Origin of the sequence: Bacillus sp. S71 (assembly GCF_016625265.1) — a bacterium.
Classification (GTDB): Bacteria; Bacillota; Bacilli; order Bacillales; family Bacillaceae_G; genus Bacillus_A; species Bacillus_A cereus.
The window spans coordinates 675,556-699,146 of the sequence record NZ_JACVUW010000001.1 but is presented as its reverse complement, the minus strand read 5'-3'; the positions used below and the strand labels follow the sequence as shown (position 1 = coordinate 699,146).

The window sequence follows — 23,591 nt, the reverse complement described above, 5'->3', positions numbered from 1 at the left end:
CCTTGAGCACCTTGAGCACCTTGAGCACCAGTAGCGCCCGCTGGCCCTTGAGCACCTTGAGGTCCAGTAGCACCAGTAGCGCCTGCTGGCCCTTGAGCACCTTGAGCGCCAGTAGCGCCCGCTGGCCCTTGAACGCCTTGAGCGCCAGTAGCACCAGTAGCGCCTGCTGGCCCTTGAACGCCTTGAGCGCCAGTAGCGCCTTGAGCGCCCGCTGGCCCTTGAACGCCTTGAGCACCAGTAGCCCCCGTAGCGCCTGCTGGCCCTTGAATACCTTGAGCACCTTGAGGTCCAGTAGCACCTTGAGCACCTGCTGGTCCCTGAGCACCTTGAGGTCCTTGAGCCCCAGTAGCGCCTTGAGCACCAGCCGGACCTTGAGCCCCAGTAGCGCCTTGAGCGCCCGCCGGACCTTGAGGTCCAGTAGCGCCTTGAGGTCCAGTAGCCCCAGTAGCCCCCGTAGCACCAGTAGTTCCTCCACCTAGGCAACCAGATCCATATTGAACTAAGATAGCTTGAATTTCTGAAATGAGTTTAACGAGATTATCGATAGCACAGCAATCAATTTTGAATAACTTAGCGATATACAATAAATAATTAAGCAGGCTTTGTAGTTCAACGTATAATGCCCCACATGAAAAAGGTGTTGTTCTTAAAATAGTTAACAGATTAGCGATAATAGAATTTGCAATTTGTTTTTGTGCAGGAGACAAATCTAAGCAATTGAGGAATCGTTGGAGATTATTTAAGACGTTAATCAGATTATCAATATTATTTTGAGAAGGGTTTTGGAAGACAGCTTGAATAGCTTGACCAAGAGCTTGAAGAAGTCTAACAAATTCTGTAAGTTCTGACTTAGAGATGTTAATATGGCTACATGCTCTTACTTCGCAACAATCATTACCATAAAATACTTTTCCTTTATTTTTATTGTTCATCTTTTCATTCCTTTCTTTCATAGAATAAATAGTCGTTACTATATATTAAAATGAAATTCAAATTAAATTCGTGATGGACAAACTACTATTTCTCAAAAAATAAGAAGTTTACCTACCTAACACGAATAATAAAAAAGTAGAGAAAAATCTATATGTTTTAAAGAGAATAAATTAGCATAAAAAAACTCCCTTTAATTGTTAGAGTTTGCTTAACAATTAAAGGGAGTTCATAGAACAGCATTATCATTTTATAAGTTAATTGCTTCACGATTTACTTTAGGTAAAATCGGAATAGAAATAGTGAAGGTTGTACCGTCTGGAGCACTAGTCATTTTGAGCGTACCGTTATGATTTTGGATGATTTTTTTTGTTACTGACAAGCCTAGTCCTGTTCCCGAATCCTTCGTTGAGAAGAATGGATCAAAGATATATTCTTGAATAGCTGGAGGAATACCAATTCCATTATCTGTGAAAGTAATCCGAACGAAGTTATCAAGGCGATAACTAGTGATTTGAATAGAAAGAGGTTTGTCGCCTTGAGCATCGACGGCATTTTGAAATAGATTTAAAAACACTTGAACAAGTTCATGTCGATCAATATTGACTAAAATATCATCTAATTCATTAGAGAAGTTATAATCAATTGAAATGTTATGCAAGGAGACTTCACTAGCTAGTAACTGTTGAATATAGTCACGTAAAAATGTATTGATCGGAAACGGTTCTCTTGTAAATTCCCGTGTTTTTGAAACAGCTAAAAATTTTGTAATAATATTATTTGCACGATCTAATTCAGGGATAAGCAAGTTTTTAAATAACTCTTGATTTGATGTAGAAACGCTTTCTTGTAAAAATTGTAAGTATCCTCGTACTGTTGTAAGAGGATTTCGTACTTCGTGTGCAATTCCAGCTGCGATTCGCCCTGCTAACGAAAACTTCTCTGCATCACGTTCTGTATTTAAATAATGAAAGACACTAATAACTCTAAAAATCTCACCGTTATAATCACGAATAATTCGGTTATTTATAATACCGTAATTTTTGTCTAAAACTTCTTCATTATATATTTCTGTTCCCGTTCTTAATGTTTCAATTGCTTTAATTTTTTCTTCCGGCAAGTTTAGTAATTGTTGAATTGGTTTTCCAATAATATCATTACGTATTACACCGAAATCATCTGCGGCAACTTGATTACATAAAGTAATATTCCCTTTACTATCGACAAAGGTTACATGATGTGAAAAGGCATCAAAAATATGAACAAAGTGTTTTTCAAGTTGTTCAAATAAAAATAATGAATCACAAGTAAGTTGAAAATTAGCTTCTTTATTTTCTTTTGGTATTTCTTGAATGGAATGAGTTGTTCTGGTTTTCTTTATTCGTAAACCAATATGTGGATTTTTGTATGTGAAATGATGTGGTAATTGATTCACAAGTTCTTCATAAAAACGTACTTTATTTTCTAGTTCTTCAATTCGTTTTTCATGAGATACAGTAGCATCGTTTGGAAGCATAAATAAATAACCCCTCATTTTAAAAATTCTTCCATATAGTATATCATATTTTTATAAGGATACTCTTAAAGAAAAGGCTACATGATGCAAAGTGTTTGGAAAGTGAATAGAAGATGAAGTTAAAAAGGGAGGGATATATGTGCTGTTCATTGGAGTGACAGGATGGGGAGATCATAATTCTTTATACATAGATTCCTATGAAAATAGAAATAAATTACGAACATATAGCGAGTATTTTCCTATTGTGGAAGTGGATAGTTCATTTTACGCGATGCAACCTGCACGAAATTATATAAAATGGGCAATGGAAACGCCGAAAGATTTTTCTTTTGTCGTAAAAGCGTATCAAGGAATGACAGGACATATGAAAGGTGAAATTCCTTTTTCTACGTTCGATGAGATGTTTGATGTGTATAAACAGTCTATTCTTCCTTTATTAGAAGCTGATAAATTAAAAACAATTTTATTTCAATATCCACCATGGTTTGATTGCAAAAAGAAAAATGTAGATTTTCTTCGATATACGAAAGAAAAAATGGAAGGTTTACCATGTGCAATAGAATTTCGAAATCAAACATGGTTTTATCCAGAAATGAGAGATAAGACGTTACAGTTTCTAGAACAGGAGAAATGGGTTCATACAATTTGTGATGAACCACAGGCTGGGATAGGTTCTGTGCCACTCGTGTTAGAGGTTACGAATTCAGACATGGCATTAATACGTTTTCACGGTCGAAATGTTCATGGTTGGCTTGATAAAGGGGAAAATTGGAGAGCGGTTCGCTGTTTATATCGCTACAACAATAAAGAACTGGAAGAATGGGTTGAACGACTAGAGCAATTAAAAAAGAAAACAAAGGATATATACGTACTGTTTAACAACAATTCAGGTGGGGATGCAGCAGATAATGCGAAACAGCTTATGAAAATGATGAACATTACATATGGTGAGCCGAAGCCGGAGCAATTAAATTTTTTTGAATGATAATAAACAAGAAAGGCACTGTACAAACAGGGGGAATGTACAGTGCCTTTCTATATGAAAAAGAGGGGTAACAATGTTACTGAGCGTTTGGTTGATTCATCAATTGTTGGCTTCACAATAAATGATAATGGTTATCATTATCATTGTCAATGGTTTTTCTAAAAATATATAAAAAACTTTGTATATTTTAAATAGAGATAAAAAAAGAACAGCATTAATGCTGTTCTTTTCCGTTGACAAATTGTTGTAAATCAAAAGGAGTTATCGCCTGGATAAATTCTTTTGAGATAAGTGTTTGAACGAGAGTGCTCTCAGAGATAGAAGCACCTGTTTTCTTTTCATAAGCTTGTTTTAATAAATCAAGTTTTTCAGCCGTTTCTTTTGGTAATTCAATTGTAAGTGTGTTCATAATTTCTCCCCCTTAGTATTAGAGTACCACTACAGTATAGGAGAGACAAGAAAAGAGAATATGAAATATAAAAAAGGTTACCAAATTTTCAAATGGTAACCTTTTTTATGTATAAGAGTTATTAAGCAATACCGATATACTTTAAAGTTTTTGATGGAGTACTGTGATCAAAGAAGTGTTGTAAAAATGCAATATCAACACCTGATTTGTATGCACAATAACCCCAAGTTTTTCGAAGTGTATGTGAGCTAATCCCTTCTAATCCAACTTCTTTTGCAGCTTTGTTTAAAATGTACCATGCATGTTGTCTCGTAATAGATTTTGTTCCTTTTTGAGATTTTAGCAATGGTTCATTACGTTTCCAAGTTTTACGTTCTTTCATGTAGTCTTCGATTGCGTGCTGTAAGTCTTCATTTACAGCAAACCATTTATGTTTCTTCACTTTTTCATTGTAAAATAAAATGGAATGGCGAACATTTTCATTTTCATCGATTACATCACTAACTTTTAATTGTAAGATTTCACTTACTTTTAAGCCAGAATTTACAGCTAATACGAATAATAAGCCATCACGTTTCGAAGATTGTAAAAGTATATTTTTGATAGTTTCTAATTGTTTTTCATTTTGAATAGGTTGTCCTGCTTGTTTCATTTCACGCACTCTCCTCTTTTATATGTGTAAAGGAAAGGATTAACTTGTTTCTTACTATAAAGGGAGAGTGTGAATTTCATGTGAACTCCTAGTGAAATTAAGACAAATTATTTGACTTCTTTTACTTTTTGTAAATTGAAATAGAATACAACACTGTTAGTCGTATTATACACACCGTATTCGGCATGATGGAGGTCTAAAATGTTTTTAACAATAGATAATCCGAGACCGGTACCTCCAGTGTGACGGCTACGTGATGCATCTAGACGATAGAAGCGATCCCAAATTTTTTCAAGACTTTCTTCAGGGATAGGGTTTCCTGTATTTTCGATTTCGACTTTTACGGTATCTTCTGCTTCTATAATAGAGACTTGTATTTTTTCTCCATCTGGCGTATAACGGATTGCATTACTTAGTAAGTTCACAACTACTTGCTCAATACGGCTACGATTTGCTTTAACAAGTATAGAAGGGTCTGCATCGACATTCACTTGTAAATGTTTTTCTTCCATGCTAAATAATAATTTTGTGTAGACTTGTTGCGTTAATTCACCGATTGAGAACGTCGTCATATCTAGTTTGTAAGTACCAGATTCCAACTTTGCTAATTCTAACATTTCAACAATCAGCCTGTTCATATTTTCTGTTTCTTCTAAAATAACATCAGTATAATACGAAGTATCCTTACTAACACCATCTTTAATTCCTTCTGCAAAACTTCTAATTACACTCAGTGGTGTTTTTAATTCGTGTGACACGCCAGAAATGAATTCTTTTCTTGTTTTTTCTAATTGACGTTCACGTTCAATATCTTGTTGTAACTTTGTATTAGCGACATTTAATCGATCGATTCGATCTTTTAAATTTACAGATAATGTATTGATACTGCCAGAAAGCCCGCCAATTTCATCGTCAGCTGTAACAGGTAATTTCTCGCTGAAATCAAAATTAGCCATTTTTTTTGTAACACGATTTATTTTAATTAATGGCTTAACAATGATTTTTGAGTAGTAGAAGGATAACAAAATAATAACGAGAAACACGATAATTAAGGCATAAACATAATAATCTTTTAAAACGAGCATCGCTTCATTAACAGGCTGCAAAGATGCTATCGCAAAAGCATATTCTGTAATCTTTCCGTTTTCTATAATCGGTTTTACAAAGATACTATTTTTTATATTTTCGCCACCATCTAATATGAACGTGTTTAATTGGTTCGAGTTAGAAGTGCCATCTCTAATAATATCTGCAAAATATTGAACGGCTTGTAATGTTTCAATATCATTTGCAAGACGAACCTCAGCTTTTGATGGGAGCTGTAACTTAGTTATAACACCTGTAAAGACGATGCGAGTTGTAGATTTGTATCGGCTTGTAAGTCTATTTTTGGAAGGATTACCATTAATCGACTGAAAATCCGAATAGAAATGTTCGTTTTGCCATTGATTATAATTCGTTCCTAATTTTTGTGGTGTGATTATATTATTCTCTTGTACGACTCCATCAACATTAATTATTACATCTTTTTTTAAACCTAAATTTTCGAATTTATTATATTCTTCTGGTGTTAAAAGATTATTGAGTGGAATGGAATACTGTTTATTATTGTTGGGATTAAATACATCGATATAGTAATTGTTATCACTTTTAATAATACCGTTAGAATCCAAAAACTGCATATCGGCATTTGTTTTATCATGAAATTCTTGTTTTAGTTTTCTAACTTTCTCATAACTTTTATCACTTTTGTCATAATTATCTACGAATTTTTCAAAAGCAGTTTGAACTGTTTTTACTTTTTTATTAATATAAAATTTCTCTAAAAATAGAGATTGTCCTAGGAAAAAAAGTAGGAATATTATTGTAAATAAAGTTGATGTTAATAAAAATAGTTTAAAGACGATACTTCTGTTTTTCACTGCGTCACCTCTTATGAGAAATACTGTAAATGATTTCTTTATCCCGCCTTAACAGGTAATAAGACTCCTACTTCAAAATTCGGCAAATACAAGGGAGTTAGGCGGGAGATCAACTGCCCGTAAAATCCTGATTGGTTCAACTAATAATCAATGGAGAATGGGAAAAATCCCCACTGATTAAAGTTTCACTTTATTATAACAAACGTTACAAGAAAGTAGAGGGGAGAAATCTGTCTCTTTATAAAATAGTTATTTATAAAAAGTCACATAAAAAGAACTCGCCAGACGTATGACAAGTTCTTTAGTGTATTATTGTTGAATTGCTGCATCTAAAGCGATTTCAATCATTTCGTTAAATGTAGTTTGACGCTCTTCAGATGTTGTTTCTTCGCCAGTGAAGATGTGATCGCTAACTGTTAATACAGATAATGCATTTACACCGTATTTCGCTGCTAATGTGTAAAGAGCAGTTGTTTCCATTTCTACTGCTAATACACCGTAATCTCCAAGTTTTTTAACCATGTCCATGCTTTCACGATAAAACACATCTGCTGTTAAAACGTTACCGACACGAACGTGTAATCCTTTTTCAGTTCCAGCATCGTAAGCTTTCTTTAAAAGATCAAAGTTTGCAGCTGGTGCAAAATCAAATCCTGGGAATGTTAAACGGTTCATATTAGAATCAGTACAAGCCGTCATTGCGATAATAACATCACGAACTTTTACATCTTTTTGAATTGCACCGCAAGTTCCAACGCGAATTAAATTTTTAACTCCGTAGCTTTGGATTAATTCGTTTACATAAATAGAAATAGAAGGAACACCCATACCTGTACCTTGAACAGATACACGTTTTCCTTTATAAGTTCCAGTGAAACCTAACATACCACGTACGTTATTATAGCAAGTAATATCCTCTAGAAATGTTTCAGCGATATATTTTGCACGTAATGGATCACCAGGTAATAGAATAGATTCAGCGATTTCGCCTTGTTTTGCTTCGATATGTACACTCATGAAAAGTCCTCCTTATAATGTATTGATAGAAATCAATATCATTTGCATTATACACTACGAATCCTTTCAATTAAAATCTTTTTATTATTTGTAATATGTGCAAAATAGGAGGATTTCATAAATCATAATCTAGAATATATACCTTAAGAAGTTTTGTATGAACAGAGACAATAAAAATGGTAGGTGATGTTTTGAAAAATCTTGTCATTGGACTTATTGCGTTAGTACTTATTGTGGCAGGAGGATTTTACATAAAAAAATATCAAGAAAACGAAGAGACTGTAGGAGATGTTCAGGAAGTAAAGTGGGATGTGTCAAATGGAAAGGGAAATGAGAAAGTAGATATTGTATTTCAGTTGTTAAACAAAAAGAATAATGAAATTCGTGGTGTAAATGATCAAATTCGGGCAGTGATTGTAGATGGACAGTTAAAACACATACAACAAATTAAACCTACATTTGCAGGGAACGGGTCATATAAGTTATCTTCCAAAATAGCGAAAGACGAAGAATATACAATATTTTTATACGAAGATAAAAATAAGTCCGTAGAGTCATTCGCTAGGAAAGATTTTGGTAGAACGAAAGAGGAGAACAATAAGAAAAAAGTGAAATTTCCAATCGACAGTGTACTTACAAAAAAAATAGGAGAGTATGAAGTTTCTCTTTTATTTGGCGCATTACATCCGAATGAACCAGTTACGTTAACATTTCAGTTTCAAGCGAAAAAGGGTGAAAAATTGAAATTACATTCAGAGAGAGGAGAAGTAGAGTCACTCTATATCGTGGATGAAACGAAGGAGAACTTTTTATACGCTATGCCTGTAGATACGGATGAGCAATTACAATACCGGATTACATTTCCTGCCGAGGGCACGTATAAAATGTGGGGGAATTTCTATATAAATGGTAAGAAGTATGAAAAAGAATTTATTGTACAAGTTCAAAAAAGAAAAAACAGCTAAGAATTTAGCTGTTTTTTCTTTTTCCTATTAATTTTGTTACAGAGAGCATTGTAATTGGTAAAGAATGATTCTTCCTAAATGCTAAATATTTACCGCTCCATGCTGGTTTATATTTTTCTTTAAAATGTCGTAATCCGCTGAAACTATACGTATAACGAACGTTATTAAAGATTGCAGCAGCCACTCGTTCAGACCAGAAAGACTGTGTGGATAAACCAACATTTGAAAGTGGTGCCATACCAATATTAAAGGAGTGGTATTCATTTTCTTTTGCCCACTGGAATAAGTGGATGAAAATTGCGTCCATAATGCCGCTAGGCGCATCTGGATAATATCGCATTAAATCGACAGATAATGATCCGTTTTGATATACGGGCATGAATGTTGTGAATGCAATAATTTTTCCATCTGCATCAGATAATGTTGCAATAGGAGCACGACTAATATATTCACGATCGAAGTATCCGAGTGAAAAACCTTTCTCTTTTTTTCCACCAAGCCATGCATCTGAAACTTTTCTTAACTCTTCATATAATTCGTCTGAGAAAGGTGGCTCGTGAATAGAGAATGTATAGCCTTCTCTTTCAAAACGGTTGAAAGTAGCTCGCATGCCAGCGCGTTTCTTTCCTGTTATTGTAAATGTATTTAAATCAACAACAGCTTCTTCACCGAGCTTAAAGAAGTTATAACCAAAATCGTGATATAAACTCATCCATTTACTTTCAATTTGGTAGAATACACAAATGTATCCAAATCGATCAGCCTCAGCTAAAAACTCTTGCAGTACAGTACGATAGGAGGAAGGGTCCCCAATTGGATCACCTAGTACAATAAGTCGTTTTCCAGTTATTGAGAAGAGAATGAGTGCTTTTCCATCACTACTGAAAAAGAACTGTTTATCTCCTAAAAAACCTAAATGACTAAGTACGTTTCCACCATGTTCATCTAAGAAGTTTTGTAATCTTTTATCATTAGCTGGTTGCCCGGGAAATTCATTTCGATAACGATTTGCAATGAGTGAACCAATTAGTAAAAAAGTAGGAACAAAAAAGGCAGCTGCTAATGCACTTCGTTTCACTTGTGTAATATTACGAACGACAAAATCAGGTTTGAAAGCTTCCTTTGCACCTGCAAATAAAATACCTAAGTTTTTATATAAATATAACGTTACAAGTAGGAATATAAAAACTTTTACGATATCGGAAAGTGAGACTTCCATTTTCTCACGTACAAACCTTTTACGAAGCATATACAATACAGCGAGTACGATTAATAAAATAAACGTTTCTTCAACATCAATTCCTTTTAGTGTATTAAAAATAGCCGCTCCAATTAAAGAAACAATCGTCATATAATAAGAACGTTTTGTTCCGTAATATATCCCCCGTGAAAGAATGAGTAGGAGAATACCGAATGTTAGCGATAAGCTAAAAGAAAATTGAATAAGGTGTTTTGGAGCTAGAATATGTAAGGCGTGTGCCCGATTTATACTTGTCGGTAGAATGGTTGATAAAATAACCATTAAGCCAGCAAATACTGTTAAAGCAGCAGATGCCCAAGAACCTAACTTTCCTAGAAAGTCACGCTGCAAAGTCCATATAACACCAGTTGTCTCTAATGCAGGCGCAATAAAAGGTTTATCTTCAAACTTTTTAATGGCTACTCCTGTCATTTCAAAAGCTGCAAAAATGAGACCAAGGCAGAATGGTAAGATGTAATAGACGAGACGATATAATAACATAGCAGGGAGTAAAACACCTGTATCGATGCCGTATTGCCCAAGCCCAGTTAAGAAGACAAGATCAAATGATCCAAGGCCACCAGGAACAAGACTAACGACACCAGCTAAAGCAGCAATGACATATACGCCTAAAAACTTTTGGAATTCGATTTCAATGCCAAATAATAATAATATGACGTACATAACAATACCAGCAGATACCCATTCGACTAATGAAACTAATGAGTATAAAACGGTTGGGTTTTTCTCCTCTTCTTCTTGTCCCTCTGTTTGCGTCGCTTTTCTATTTTTTAATTTAGAAAACCCGATATATATAGGAACGAAAAGAGCAAAGAAGATAAGAACAGGCCATAGCCATGGTTTTTCATGCAAAATAAATCTCGTGTCTAATATTCCGATAAGACCAAGAAATGAAAGAATGGCTAATCCATTAATAAAGGCAGTTGTCATCCAAGCGATACTTTTAATAAGTTTTCCATTTTCTTTTATGTATGGACGATAAAGCATTGTGCGTACGCCGGCTCCAACGAGACCACCAAACCCGATAAATCCATTTAAAGTATTAGCAATCCACGAGATACGGAAAATCTTTTGGACAGGAATATCAGCTTTTAAGTAACGAAGCATAACATAGTCATAAAAGAACATTGTTGATACAGCGAATGCACCAAGTGTAATTGCTAAAAAGACTCCTCCAGTTGGAATGTTTTTAATTGTATCAATCGCTTCTAAAAAAGAAATGCCCGCTAATTCTTTTTTTGCTTGAAAGAATACAATTGTTAATACAACAAATGGGAAGATAATTTTCCCGATTTGTAAGAAACGTTTCCATGAAAACGACATAAATACAACTCTCCTTGTGTAAGAAAACTGAGACAATAATATTATTATGACAAACTTCAAGAAAAATAAAAAGGTAAATTCCTGTATAGGGGAGCTATTTTTTATATAGGTATATTTAAAAGAATATTTTGTTTATCAGAAAATTAAGTTAGAATAAGATAAAAGAAGGAGGAGGGGGGAGTATATGATTATAAAAGGTTATGTAGGATATGAGTTAGAAAAAGCGAAACCTAATACATCAGAGGATTTTTTTAACAGATCTGAAGTGACATATATATTAAATGATAAAGAGAAAACTTTTTCGGTTTTATACGTTCGATATTTTGAAGAAGTTTTACAAGAAATTACTCCTTTTGAAGGAAATCCAGTGTATAAAGTAGAAGAACAAAACATATATTTGCGCGATATTGTAGCGATATGTTGTTTAGTGAAAGATAGGGAGCTTCGTGCGCAAAAACGTTTGTATTTAAATAATATGGAAGAATTTCAACAATATTTTGATGAGGGAACGGTGTTGAAAGTACAAGAAATATTGGCTGAATTACATAAAAATAAAAGAGTAGAAATAGCGTGAAATGGCAAAGGAGAGAGAAAAAATGTCTAATTTGATGGTTGAAAATCAAACAGAACAAGTTTCTATATTTTTAGAAGATGCTATTCATTTAATAACCAATTATGTAAATTATCATACGTTGCCTTCTTTATTAGAGGAGACACCGGCAGGGAACGAGCAATATTATAAAGGGTTATTAGCATCAATGAGACGACTTCTCGTTTTTTGCGAAGAAGGGCATGATGCATGTTTTGTTTTGTTGAATAGTCAGCCATTTCGAAAAACAGCAGCTGAAAAAATTTTATATAAGATTTACCATCAAGTAATTGCAGAGTTTTTTTCACCGAAGAGTGATTATTGGTATGAAAATAGTCGGTCTGCATATACAGGAAAAAATTCTATCGTTTTTCAACAAACACCACCTGCATCTTTGGGGCAAGTGATGAAGAGTTTAGAAGGTAAATTTCAATTGATGCGTGAAGAACTAGAATATTATGAGACGGATTATCAGACAAAGATGTTACACAAATATTGATTGCGGAAAAGAAGCTAAGGTGACTTAGCTTCTTTTCCTTTTGTACAGTTATATAAGGGATTTTCATTGAATATAGTTAAGTGGATAGCATTAGGGAGGTGCAACATGAATCAACAAGGTGTATTTACAGATTACTTTCATGAAGTAGAAAATTGGTGTGAAAGTGTTCTTCACGTATTAGATAGCCGCGCAATGGAAGTGTATGATGTCCATATGCTTGCTTATAAAATTCAGACGTTGTTAGAGCGTATGAAAGAGCATGAGTATGAAACAGATGCAGAGTTTATGTATGAAATAAGTGATGATGTAGAACATATTCAGCATCACTTGCAGGAAGTATTTATGCAAGAAGAAGAGGAATATGAATTATATGAAAGAGGGGATAGCGAACGAGCTGTTCCAATTGGAGGACATACACTACCGCCATTATCTTATCCGTATAATGCGTTAGAACCGTATATTTCTAAAGAAATTATGATGTTACACCATGATAAACATCATCGGAGTTACGTGGAAGGGTTAAATAAAGCAGAGAAGATGATGGAAGAAGCGAGAAAAACAAATCAATTTGATTTAATTAAGCATTGGGAAAGAGAAGCGGCTTTTCATGGGTCAGGTCATTACTTACACACGATATTTTGGAATAACATGAAAAAAGACGGTGGTGGAAGTCCAAGAGGTGCTTTTTCACAACAAATCGAACAAGATTTTGGGAGCTTTTTACGTTTCCAAAAACATTTTACAGAAGCGGCCTCTAAAGTAGAAGGTTCAGGCTGGGCAATTCTCGTTTGGGTGCCCCGGTCTGGAAGGTTAGAAATTTTGCAAAGTACACTTCATCAATTATTTACACAATGGGATACGATACCACTCCTTGTACTAGATGTCTGGGAACATGCGTATTATTTACAATACCAAAATCGAAAAGATGAATATATTAAAAACTGGTGGAATGTTGTAAATTGGCCTGATGTAGAAAAAAGGTTTGAAACTGCGAAACAAATTGAATGGACACCATATTAGACGCAAATTCTCTGCGTCTTTTTTAATGGAAGCAGAAGGAAGATTTCGTTCATATTTTAAAAGGCCAAGCATACACTTGTACAAAAAGTGCCAAAAGGACGTGGGGAGAAATATGAGACGAATTTGTGTAATCATTACGCTTCTTATTATGTACGCAAGCGTTATGCCAATTCCTACATATGCAAAGATGAACAGCAATGTCAGTGCTCGAAATGCTGTATTAATGGAGCAACAGTCTGGTCGTGTATTATACGGAAAAGCAGAACATGAACCTCAAAAAATTGCTAGTATAACAAAAATTATGACTGCCTTGTTAGCTGCTGAATCAGGGAAGATGAAAGAAATGGTGTCAGTTAGCAATGAAGCGGTGAGGGTGGAAGGATCAGCAATCTATTTAAAGCCTGGACAAAAAGTGAAGTTAGAAGATTTAGTATATGGACTCATGCTTAGATCTGGTAATGACGCAGCGCAAGTAATTGCTGAAAGTGTGGGTGGGAGTATAGATGGATTCGTATATTTAATGAATGAAAAGGCGAAAGAAATTGGAATGAAAGATACTCACTTCTCAAACCCTCATGGTTTAGATGGAGATGGATCACATTATTCGTCGGCTTACGATATGGCGTTATTAACAAAGTATGCAATGGGAAACGAGTCATTTAAAAAAATCTTTGGAACAAAAACGTATAAATCCGATTCTTGGGATTACCCGTGGAAAAATAAACATAAGTTGGTAACGTCTTATTATGAATTTGCAACAGGAGGAAAAACTGGCTTTACGAAGAAAGCAGGAAGAACGCTTGTTACAACGGCATCAAAAGATGGACTAGATTTAATTGTCGTAACTTTGAGTGCTTCTAGTGATTGGGATGATCATATGAATTTGTTTGATAAAGGTTTTGAACGTTTCAAACAAACGAAAGTTTTAGGACAAGGAGCAATTGCTGAAATAAATGAAAAGAAGTATGCCAACCATGTTTATACAAAGAATAGTTTTTCCGTGCCGTTAACTGAAGAGGAAAGAAAGAACGTGTTATTAAAAGTTGAACTGGATAAAAGTATAACGCTTGAGGATGGAGTAAAGGTTGGAAAGACAGACGTTTATGTTGGCAATGAGAAAGTTGGAGAACGGAATTTATTTTATAGTAAACGGAAGTTAGTAGCTACAACGGGACTTTACTGGAATAATGTGAAAGAAATTTTTTCTTACATGATAGGTGTTGGGAACGATGGTTAATCTCGTATGGGTAGCGATGGCTGTCATTGGGATTGTATACGCCATGATAAATGGAACGATGGAAGAAGTGAATAAGGCTGTATTTGACGGAGCAAAAGATGCAGTAACGATTTGTATAGGACTTATTAGTGTTTTAGTATTTTGGCTTGGTTTAATGAAAATTGCAGAGGAAGCCGGATTGTTAAAAAAATTAGTTTCACTTTTTATGCCGATAGTAAAAAGGTTGTTTCCAGAAATACCAAAGGATCATCCGTCCATGGGATTTATTCTATCAAATATGATGGCAAACTTTTTTGGTCTAGGTAATGCAGCAACCCCTCTTGGTATTAAAGCGATGGAACAACTAAAAGAGTTAAATGGAGGAAAGGATTCGGCGAGCCGTTCTATGGTGACGTTTCTAGCATTAAATACATCAGCTATTACATTAATTCCTACGACAGTCATTTCAATTCGAATGACGTATGAATCAGCCAATCCTACTGAAATTGTTGGGGTAACATTTATTGCACAAGTACTTTCTATGATTGGAGCGATTTGGATTGACCGCTATTTTTACCGAAGAAGGAGTAGAAAGGGGCGGAAAAAATGAGTATTGTAAATACAATTTCCTTATGGGTAATCCCTTGTGTAATTGGTTTTATCCTTTTATATGGCACGATAAAGAAAGTGCCGACGTATGAATCGTTCGTTGAGGGAGGAAAAGAAGGGATTCAAATTGCAATTTCCATTTTACCGTTTATGGTTGGAATGCTTGTTTCTATTTCTATATTCCGATCTTCAGGTGCGCTAGATGCAATGATATCAGTAATGAAGCCAATGCTAGATTTAATTCATGTTCCAGCAGAAATCGTTCCATTAGCACTAATACGCCCTATTTCAGGTTCTGCTGGTCTAAGTATTACGACTGATTTAATTGCCACATATGGGCCAGACTCATTCATTGGGAGATTAGCTTCTACGATGCAAGGGAGTACAGATACGACTTTTTATATTTTAACAGTATACTTCGGAGCTGTTGGTATTAGAAAAATGGGAGATGCATTAAAAGTAGGTCTTTTTGCAGATTTAATCGGAATTATTTGCTCGATTGTCTTTGTTTCCCTATTGTTTCAGTAAAGCTATTCATTTTTTATGCTATTTCGCGTATAATACGTATACGACCACTATTAAGGTGTAGCTTAATAGTGGTTTTTTTATGTGGTATTTTTGACAAAATGATGAACTTTTATTGTGAGAAATATGAAAAATATGGACAATAATAAAGGATAAAAACATGATTTGACCTTTATATGTTTAATATCATCGCTATGTTGTTTAAGTGAGACGGAGCGAATAACCGTAAAGCGTATGCGGTTGCCAAGTCTTTCTAATGTAAGGTAAGATAAATTCGAGGTGAAAAAAAGAAATGGAACGATTACAAAAAGTGATTGCGCAAGCAGGTATTGCATCGAGAAGAAAGGCTGAGGAATTAATTCAGCAAGGAAAAGTGAAAGTTAACGGAAAAATAGTGAAAGAATTAGGAACAAAAGTAACTCCTCAAGATAAAGTAGAAGTAAATAACATCCCTCTTGAAAAAGAAGAACCTGTTTATTTTTTACTATATAAACCAACTGGTGTAATTTCAAGTGTATCAGATGATAAAGGTAGAAGTGTTGTAACAGACTTTTTCCCTGAAATTACACAACGTTTATTCCCAATCGGACGTCTAGATTATGATACGTCAGGAGTATTATTAATGACAAACGACGGGGACTTCGCAAATATATTAATGCATCCTAAATATAAAGTTGAAAAAACGTATGTTGCAAAAATAAAAGGCCCATTAACAGGTGAGAAAATTCGCATGTTAGAACGCGGTGTTGCACTAGAAGACGGTAAAACAGCACCAGCACATGTGAAAATTATTTCTTGGGACAAGCGTAAAGAAATGGCTATTGTACAATTAACAATTCATGAAGGACGTAACCGTCAAGTACGTCGTATGTTTGAAGCGTTAGACTGTAAAGTAGTGAAATTAAAACGTGAACGTTATGCTTTCTTAGAAGTAGGAAGCCTGCGACCTGGTGATGCGAGAGAATTGACACCACATGAGGTGAAACAATTACGCGCGCTTGCTTCTACAAAGCCAAGATAAGCTATAGAGTTAAAAATTCACCAGTGGAGTGCTCTGCTGGTGATTTATTCAATACAACATTTACAGAAGATAATACATAACATTTACCGAGGAGAGGAGAGGTAATATGAAGAAAAATCGCTTATTATTTCGCGTTATTATTCTACTCATTTTATGTGGTGCTGTAGGATTTACCCTTTATCAAGGATTCTTTGCTAATAAAGAGAAAATGCAAATCGGAAAAGAAGCACCTAACTTTGTTGTGACGGATTTAGAAGGGAAGAAAATTGAACTAAAAGATTTAAAGGGAAAAGGTGTATTTTTAAACTTTTGGGGTACGTGGTGTAAACCTTGTGAAAAAGAAATGCCTTATATGAATGAATTATATCCAAAGTATAAAGAAAAAGGCGTTGAAATCATAGCGTTAGATGCAGATGAAACGGATATTGCAGTAAAGAACTTTGTGAACCAATATGGTTTGAAATTCCCAGTTGCTATTGATAAAGGACAAAAGATTATAGGAACATATGGAGTAGGTCCATTACCGACAAGCTTTTTGATTGATAAAGATGGAAAAGTAGTGGAGCAAATTATAGGTGAACAAACGAAAGAACAGTTAGAAGGGTATTTAAAGAAAATTACTCCGTAATAAAGAAAGCCTTTACATAAGAGGTGCGTGTCTATAGTGCCTCTGGTTTAAAAATTCTGAGTATTGCGGTAACTCGAGGTTAGAATATACAATAGTACATATAGAGACAGGGGCGGTGAGAGTGTTGAAAGAAATTAAATGTGAATGTGGACATGTTAATCCGATAGGAACCGTTTTTTGTGAAGCTTGCGGGAAACCATTTGAAAGCAATGAAAATGCAAAACTATTGGATATGCGTTATGAGGGGAGTGCACGGAGATCTCTCACGCAAACAAAAACGATAGTCGATAAAATTTGGAGCTTTTTCTCTTCTGTAAAAGTGGGTGTATGGCTAATCGTAATAACTTTAGCTGCATCAGCGATAGGAACTATTTTTCCGCAAGAAATGTACATAACTCCAGGGATTGCACCAGCTGAATATTATAAACAAGAATACGGATTTTTAGGGCAATTATACTATCAATTAGGATTTAATAATTTATACGGTTCATGGTGGTATATGATTTTGATTGCTTCTATCGGTATTTCACTTGTGATATGTAGTTTAGACCGCGTTATTCCACTTTATAAAGCTTTAAAAAAGCAAGGCGTAAAAAGACATCCTAGCTTTTTAAAGAGACAGAGATTATATGGGACTGGTACACCGAAAGATGGTGACCTGGAAAGAGTGCAAAAGAATTTAAAGAAAAGAAACTATAAAGTGAAAGTGGAAGACGGAAACGTTTTAGCAGAAAAGGGACGCTTCTCGCGTTGGGGTCCATATGTAAATCATATCGGTCTTATTATCTTTTTATTCGGTGCGATGCTTCGTTTTTTACCGAGTATGTACGTAGACGAAGCACTTTGGTTACGTGATGGTGAAACGAAAGAAATACCAGGGACGGATGGACAATACTACTTAAAAAACGAGAAATTTATAAAAGAAGTTTATGATAAAAGTAAGGACAAGGAAGTTTTTGAGGAAGCGATTGATCGTGTAGGCGATAAAATGATTGCGAAAAACTTCCAAACGAATGCTGTATTATATAAAGCTGTGGGCGAAAATATAGCAGGGCAAAAACCAAAGTTGGAAAAAGTAAAAGAAGCGGAAATTCGAGTAAATGAACCACTGAAATTTGATCAATTTGCAGTGTATCAAGTGGATTATAAAGAAAGTGAATTTAAAAGTATGTCCTTCAACTTGCAAAATAAAGAAAATAATCAAAAATGGGGACCGATTAAAGTAGATTTAACGAATCCTAAGGAAAAATATGATTTAGGAAATGGTTATTCTCTAGAACTATTAAGCTATTTTCCTGATTTTTATTTTGATGAGAATGGAAAACCAAATACAAAAACGAAATTACCGAACAATCCTGCATTTGTATTTAAAATGTTTACACCTGAAACACCAGATGGTGAAGTGAGTTTTGTTGGTATTCAGCAAAATATAGAACCTGATGGAAACAACAAATATAAAATGTCGTTTGCAGGTGTTGAAATGCAAAATGCAACAGCACTTACTGTAAGAAAAGATTTAACGCTTTGGATTCTCGGTATTGGAGGGTTTATATTTATGGTTGGTGTCATTCAAGGTATGTATTGGAATCATCGCCGTATTTGGATACAACGTGTTAATGATGAATGGTGGATTGCAGGGCATACGAATAAAAATTGGTTCGGTTTAAAGAAAGATATTGAAAGAGTAATAGAAGGTACAGCAATTCCACAGCCAAATGATAAAGTAATCGATAAAAAAATTAGTTAAGGTGGGGAAACGATATGGTGCAAATAAGTAGTAACTTTCTCTTTACCGCATTTATTTTATATTTAATTGCGACTCTATTTTTTGGTGGAGCCATTAAAGAAAAGGGTCATAAATGGGCAAATGTAGGAATAACAATTACAATTTTAGGGTTTATAGCACAAACAGTATATTTTGTTACAAGGTGGATCGCATCAGGGCATGCACCAGTTAGTAACTTTTTTGAATTCGGTACATTTTTCGGCATGATGCTTGTAGGAGCATTTATTGTAATGTATTTTATGTACCGTGTAAGTATAATTGGACTATTTGCATTACCAGTTGCGCTTTTATTAATTGCCTATGCAAGTATGTTTCCGAGGGAAATATCTCCGCTTATTCCATCTTTAAAAAGTAATTGGTTACATATTCACGTGACGACTGCAGCAGCAGGACAAGCAATTTTAGCGATTAGTTTTATTACGGGCGTTATGTATTTATTAAAAAATGTAGATCAATCAACGAGAAGTAAACGGACATTTTGGCTAGAGACGGTAGTATTTACACTTGTTTGTACAGTTGGATTTATTGGAGTAACAACGGTATTTTCTAGTATGAAATATGAAGCGAAGTTTCAATGGGTTGATAAAAATGAACAGCAACTGGAAATGAAGTACAATCTTCCGGCTTTAGTTGGACCGCATGAAGGGAAGTTACTGACAGAAAATAAATTAGAACCGGCAGTTGAAGTTCCAGCGATTGTAAATGCGAAGAAATTAAATACTGTTATTTGGTCAGTGTTAGTTGGAACATTACTTTATATTGTATTAAGACTTGTTTTACGGAAGCGAGTATCGGCAGCACTTCAGCCGTTAGTAAATAATACGAATAGTGATTTACTAGATGAAATCGGATATCGATCTATTGCAATTGGATTCCCAGTTTTCACATTAGGAGCGTTAATTTTTGCAATGATTTGGGCTCAAATAGCGTGGACGCGTTTTTGGGGCTGGGATCCGAAAGAGGTTTGGGCACTTATAACGTGGCTCTTTTATGCTGCAGTACTACATTTACGATTATCTAAAGGGTGGCATGGAGAGAAATCAGCTTGGCTTGCAGTAATTGGTTTTGCAATTATTATGTTTAACTTTATTGTAGTAAACTTAATTATTGCCGGTTTACATTCATATGCATAGAGAAATAAAATAGGAGAGTGCATGTCACTTTCCTATTTTATTTTTGTCAACTTTTCTTCTTTTTTGAGAAAAACATGACAAAGTAGCGGTTGATTTTGTAAAATGATGTCGAGGACATTATATACTGTTCAAAAAAAATACATAGTTTTGGAAAAAAATTGAACAAAATTTATTATTCTTGTGAAGCATAATATGGGAAGTGAAACATTTAGAAGATTGCTTAAATAAACGAGAATAGCGCAACATAATAGTAAAGAAGGGTAGGTGTGAACCGCTGAAGTGAGAGTACGCAGCGGGTAGAGATGGAAAATGAATCAAGAATTTTAATTGTAGATGATGAGGATCGTATTCGTCGTTTATTGAAAATGTACTTAGAAAGAGAACAATACACAATTGAAGAAGCAGATAATGGTGATACAGCTTTAGAAATGGCGTTACAAAATGATTACGATTTAATCTTATTAGATCTTATGATGCCTGGTAAAGATGGCATTGAAGTATGTAAAGGGGTTCGTGAGAAGAAAGCGACACCAATTATTATGCTGACAGCAAAAGGTGAAGAAGTAAATAGAGTACAAGGATTTGAAGTTGGAACAGATGATTATATTGTAAAGCCATTTAGTCCACGTGAGGTCGTGCTACGTGTGAAAGCGGTATTACGTCGTGCTGTACCAACAACATTCTTTACACAAGATACAACGACAAAAGATGTTACTGTATTCCCGCACTTAACAATTGACAACGATGCACACCGTGTTACTGCAGATGGTAATGAAGTAAACTTAACGCCGAAAGAATATGAGTTACTATTATTTTTAGCGAAAGCTCCTGATAAAGTATTCGATCGTGAGCAACTGTTAAAAGAAGTATGGCAATATGAATTCTTCGGAGATTTACGTACAGTTGATACACATGTAAAGCGTTTACGTGAGAAGTTAAGCAAAAAATCACCAGATGCAGCGAAAATGATTGTTACTGTTTGGGGTGTAGGTTACAAATTTGAGGTTGTGAACGACTGATGCTTTGGAGAAGTGTAGTAGGGAAGTTATGGATGACCATATTACTTCTCGTTTCGTTTGTTCTTGGATTTGTTGCGATTTTACTTTCACAGTTTTTTAGAACGTATTATGTTGATATGAGTGAAGCTAGGCTTCAAAAAGTCGCAACAAGTGTTTCAGAGTTAATTGAAGAAGGTGCCGATGTAAAAACGATTGAGAATATCGCTTACAAATTCTCTGATCCACTTTCAAGGATTATTATTGTAGAAGATGGTAAAGAAATCTCTTCTTCACCGAAACAAGAAGGCTTAGTCACTCTTACAATGGATGACTTAAAAGAAGATAAAGAGTTAGCGGCTGTGTTTACAGACAAAAAAGAAATTAAGAATAACATTAGAAAAGCCTCTAATAGTAGAAAGAATAAAAATACTGAAAATGATATTATGATTGTCGGAAAACCAGTGCAATCAAAAAATCAAAGTGCAGTGTTTGTGTACGAATCTTTACAAGTGCCGATACAAGGTATGGAAAGAACGACTGATTTTATATTCTTATCAGCAGGGATTGCGATTATATTAACAACTTTCTTTGCATTCTTCTTATCTACTCGAATTACAGCACCACTTCGTAAAATGCGTGAGGTTGCTTTTGAAGTGTCGCGTGGGAAGTTTGATGCGAAAGCTCCTATGGTATCTCAGGACGAGATTGGTGAGCTTGCAACGGCTTTAAATCAAATGGGGAAACAGTTGAAGTTTAATATGAATGCCCTGCAGCAAGAGAAAGAACAGTTAGCAAGTATTTTGAGTAGTATGGCAGATGGGGTTATTACATTAAATCAAGAAGGTGAAGTTGTAGTAATCAATCCGCCGGCTGAACATTTCTTACAAGTTTGGCAAGAAGAAAAAGAGATAGAGCTCAGTAAAAAACTGCCTTCTGAACTTGTTGAACTATTCCATCTCGTTGTAGAAAGCGAACAACAACAAGTTGTTGAAATTAATTTACAAAAAGGGAACTATGTAGTTCTTATGACGCCGCTCTACAATCAAACGAAAATTCGGGGGGCTGTAGCAGTACTGCGAGATATGACGGAAGAACGTCGTCTTGAAAAGATGCGTCAAGACTTTATTGCGAATGTATCGCATGAACTTCGTACACCGATGGTCATGCTGCAAGGGTATAGTGAAGCAATTTTAGATGATATTGTGCAAACGAAAGAAGAAATTAATGAGTTTGTTCAAATCATTTATGATGAATCCGTTCGTTTAGGTAAACTTGTAAATGAATTATTAGATTTAGCACGCATGGAAAGTGGTAATGTAGAGTTACATATAGGTGAAGTGGACATACATCCGTTTGTTGAAAAAATTGGTCGTAAATTCCAAGGGATCGCAAAGGATAAAGAAGTTGAACTAACAGTTGATTTCAAAAATCCAATTGAACAATACCCGTTTGATGCAGATCGTATGGAACAAGTATTGACGAATTTAATTGATAACGCAATACGTCATACGAACGCAGGCGGACATGTAACACTTGTAATTGATACGAAAAATAATGGTCTCATTTTTGAAGTACAAGATTCGGGCGTTGGTATTCCAGAAGAAGATATTCCATTTTTATTTGATCGTTTCTATAAAGCTGATAAAGCAAGAACACGTGGGAAAAAAGGTGGAACAGGACTCGGGCTTGCGATTGCGAAAAATATTGTTCAAGGCCATGATGGTAAAATTTCTGTATCAAGTGTTGTTGGAGAAGGAACTACATTCTCTGTCTATTTACCGAATCGTATAATTTAGATATACGTTTTTAAAGTTGATAATGAATAAAGTTCTGCTGTTTTTTATTTTTTTGTAAACTCAATTAAATAAAGAATGGTAGAACTTTTTTCTATGTTGCTCGAATAAAGAATAACAAGAGAGGTGCTGTGAAGAAATGAAATTATATACAAAAACAGGAGATAAAGGAACGACAAGTGTAATAGGTGGTAGGGTTGATAAAGATGATATCCGTGTGGAAGCGTATGGAACAATAGACGAGGCGAATTCTCATATCGGATATGCAATGACTAAACTACAAGGCGGGCCTTTCGGAGATATTTACAATGAACTTGAAACGATTCAACATGAACTATTTGATTGCGGGGGAGACTTGGCGATAGTAGGCGAGAAGATACCTTATAAAGTAAAAATTGAAATGGTCGAAAACTTAGAAAGTAGGATTGATTCGTATATAGAGGAAGCACCGCCGCTAGAGCGCTTTATTTTACCAGGTGGAAGCGAGTCGGCAGCTACTATTCATATTGCACGTACAGTTGTAAGGCGAGCAGAACGATGTATCGTGTCCTTACAAAAAGAAGGAAAAATAAATGAAGTTGTTCTAAAGTATGTAAATAGATTATCTGACTATTTATTTGCAGTAGCTAGAGTAATAAACGCTCGATTACAAGTAAAAGATGTAGAGTATAATCGCAGTGCAATCGTTTTTCGTGATAAGAAAGAGAAGGAAGTGGAGTGATTCACTTTCTTTTTTGTATACTTTTTTCTGTAATATACCAAAATAGAGAAGGTATGGTGGTAATTAGAAAACG

22 protein-coding genes are annotated in these 23,591 nt (G+C 34.9%); 15 read left to right on the top strand and 7 right to left on the bottom strand.

The annotated features are described in order from the left end of the window. A partial coding sequence (locus tag IBT51_RS03380) for a collagen-like repeat preface domain-containing protein (RefSeq protein ID WP_200483272.1) occupies positions 1-932 on the bottom strand: 932 nt, incomplete at its 3' end. Positions 933-1,180: 248 nt separating this feature from the next. Continuing rightward, positions 1,181-2,446: an ATP-binding protein gene (locus IBT51_RS03375; RefSeq protein WP_053564899.1), complete on the bottom strand. Its 1,266-nt coding sequence runs from the start codon at positions 2,444-2,446 to the stop codon at positions 1,181-1,183. A gap of 139 nt (positions 2,447-2,585) precedes the next feature. Between IBT51_RS03375 and IBT51_RS03370 the strand changes: the two genes are divergently transcribed. Beyond that, on the top strand, positions 2,586-3,431 hold the full coding sequence (locus IBT51_RS03370; protein ID WP_000897364.1) for a DUF72 domain-containing protein: 846 nt from the start codon (positions 2,586-2,588) through the stop codon (positions 3,429-3,431). Between the two features lie 214 nt (positions 3,432-3,645). Here the strand turns inward: IBT51_RS03370 and IBT51_RS03365 are convergent, their stop codons facing one another. From IBT51_RS03365 to deoD, 4 genes are all read right to left on the bottom strand, one after another. Next, on the bottom strand, positions 3,646-3,840 hold the full coding sequence (locus IBT51_RS03365) for a DUF3924 domain-containing protein (protein ID WP_001094860.1): 195 nt from the start codon (positions 3,838-3,840) through the stop codon (positions 3,646-3,648). A gap of 121 nt (positions 3,841-3,961) precedes the next feature. Then, positions 3,962-4,492, bottom strand: a complete 531-nt coding sequence (locus IBT51_RS03360) for a tyrosine-type recombinase/integrase (protein WP_000806236.1) — start codon at positions 4,490-4,492, stop codon at positions 3,962-3,964. Between the two features lie 107 nt (positions 4,493-4,599). Continuing rightward, complete coding sequence (locus IBT51_RS03355; protein WP_069355308.1) at positions 4,600-6,414, bottom strand: sensor histidine kinase; 1,815 nt, start codon at positions 6,412-6,414, stop codon at positions 4,600-4,602. A gap of 309 nt (positions 6,415-6,723) precedes the next feature. Further along, the gene (deoD, locus tag IBT51_RS03350; protein ID WP_200458011.1) at positions 6,724-7,431 is read right to left on the bottom strand and encodes a purine-nucleoside phosphorylase; all 708 of its coding nucleotides are present in this window, start codon (positions 7,429-7,431) and stop codon (positions 6,724-6,726) included. Between the two features lie 176 nt (positions 7,432-7,607). Here deoD and IBT51_RS03345 point away from each other — a divergent pair, with 176 nt between their 5' ends. Then, positions 7,608-8,396: a hypothetical protein gene (locus IBT51_RS03345; RefSeq protein ID WP_000232602.1), complete on the top strand. Its 789-nt coding sequence runs from the start codon at positions 7,608-7,610 to the stop codon at positions 8,394-8,396. Between the two features lie 4 nt (positions 8,397-8,400). Here IBT51_RS03345 and mprF read toward each other — a convergent pair whose 3' ends face one another. Continuing rightward, on the bottom strand, positions 8,401-10,980 hold the full coding sequence (gene mprF, locus IBT51_RS03340) for a bifunctional lysylphosphatidylglycerol flippase/synthetase MprF (RefSeq protein ID WP_000010853.1): 2,580 nt from the start codon (positions 10,978-10,980) through the stop codon (positions 8,401-8,403). 184 nt (positions 10,981-11,164) lie between these two features. Between mprF and IBT51_RS03335 the strand changes: the two genes are divergently transcribed. The 13 genes from IBT51_RS03335 (at position 11,165) to IBT51_RS03275 (ending at position 23,518) form a co-directional block, all read left to right on the top strand. After that, positions 11,165-11,554, top strand: a complete 390-nt coding sequence (locus IBT51_RS03335; protein WP_053564895.1) for a hypothetical protein — start codon at positions 11,165-11,167, stop codon at positions 11,552-11,554. A gap of 22 nt (positions 11,555-11,576) precedes the next feature. Then, positions 11,577-12,068, top strand: a complete 492-nt coding sequence (locus IBT51_RS03330; protein WP_000067551.1) for a YpuI family protein — start codon at positions 11,577-11,579, stop codon at positions 12,066-12,068. Between the two features lie 105 nt (positions 12,069-12,173). Further along, positions 12,174-13,088, top strand: coding sequence for a superoxide dismutase (locus IBT51_RS03325; protein ID WP_200458010.1), 915 nt, complete (start codon positions 12,174-12,176; stop codon positions 13,086-13,088). Positions 13,089-13,200: 112 nt separating this feature from the next. Next, entirely contained in the window at positions 13,201-14,325 is a 1,125-nt protein-coding gene (locus IBT51_RS03320; RefSeq protein ID WP_001252626.1) for a D-alanyl-D-alanine carboxypeptidase family protein, read from the top strand. Then, positions 14,318-14,914, top strand: a complete 597-nt coding sequence (gene spmA, locus IBT51_RS03315; RefSeq protein WP_000247810.1) for a spore maturation protein SpmA — start codon at positions 14,318-14,320, stop codon at positions 14,912-14,914. The genes IBT51_RS03320 and spmA overlap by 8 nt, the downstream gene beginning before the upstream one ends. Continuing rightward, positions 14,911-15,441: a spore maturation protein SpmB gene (gene spmB, locus IBT51_RS03310; RefSeq protein WP_000029514.1), complete on the top strand. Its 531-nt coding sequence runs from the start codon at positions 14,911-14,913 to the stop codon at positions 15,439-15,441. The genes spmA and spmB overlap by 4 nt, the downstream gene beginning before the upstream one ends. 289 nt (positions 15,442-15,730) lie before the next feature. After that, a complete protein-coding gene (gene rluB / locus IBT51_RS03305; protein WP_000440553.1) occupies positions 15,731-16,459 on the top strand; it encodes a 23S rRNA pseudouridine(2605) synthase RluB in 729 nt (242 codons plus the stop codon). A gap of 106 nt (positions 16,460-16,565) precedes the next feature. Then, a complete protein-coding gene (gene resA, locus IBT51_RS03300; protein WP_000742194.1) occupies positions 16,566-17,087 on the top strand; it encodes a thiol-disulfide oxidoreductase ResA in 522 nt (173 codons plus the stop codon). Positions 17,088-17,208: 121 nt separating this feature from the next. After that, positions 17,209-18,834: a cytochrome c biogenesis protein ResB gene (resB, locus tag IBT51_RS03295; RefSeq protein WP_200458009.1), complete on the top strand. Its 1,626-nt coding sequence runs from the start codon at positions 17,209-17,211 to the stop codon at positions 18,832-18,834. A 14-nt stretch (positions 18,835-18,848) separates the two neighbouring features. After that, positions 18,849-20,006, top strand: coding sequence for a cytochrome c biogenesis protein ResC (gene resC, locus IBT51_RS03290; RefSeq protein ID WP_200458008.1), 1,158 nt, complete (start codon positions 18,849-18,851; stop codon positions 20,004-20,006). 302 nt (positions 20,007-20,308) lie between these two features. Next, the gene (resD, locus tag IBT51_RS03285) at positions 20,309-21,025 is read left to right on the top strand and encodes a DNA-binding response regulator ResD (RefSeq protein ID WP_000426861.1); all 717 of its coding nucleotides are present in this window, start codon (positions 20,309-20,311) and stop codon (positions 21,023-21,025) included. Beyond that, complete coding sequence (gene resE, locus IBT51_RS03280) at positions 21,025-22,800, top strand: sensor histidine kinase ResE (protein ID WP_000964683.1); 1,776 nt, start codon at positions 21,025-21,027, stop codon at positions 22,798-22,800. Before resD ends, resE begins: the two co-directional genes overlap by 1 nt. A gap of 136 nt (positions 22,801-22,936) precedes the next feature. Further along, complete coding sequence (locus IBT51_RS03275) at positions 22,937-23,518, top strand: cob(I)yrinic acid a,c-diamide adenosyltransferase (RefSeq protein ID WP_053564894.1); 582 nt, start codon at positions 22,937-22,939, stop codon at positions 23,516-23,518. The last annotated feature ends 73 nt before the right edge of the window (positions 23,519-23,591 follow it).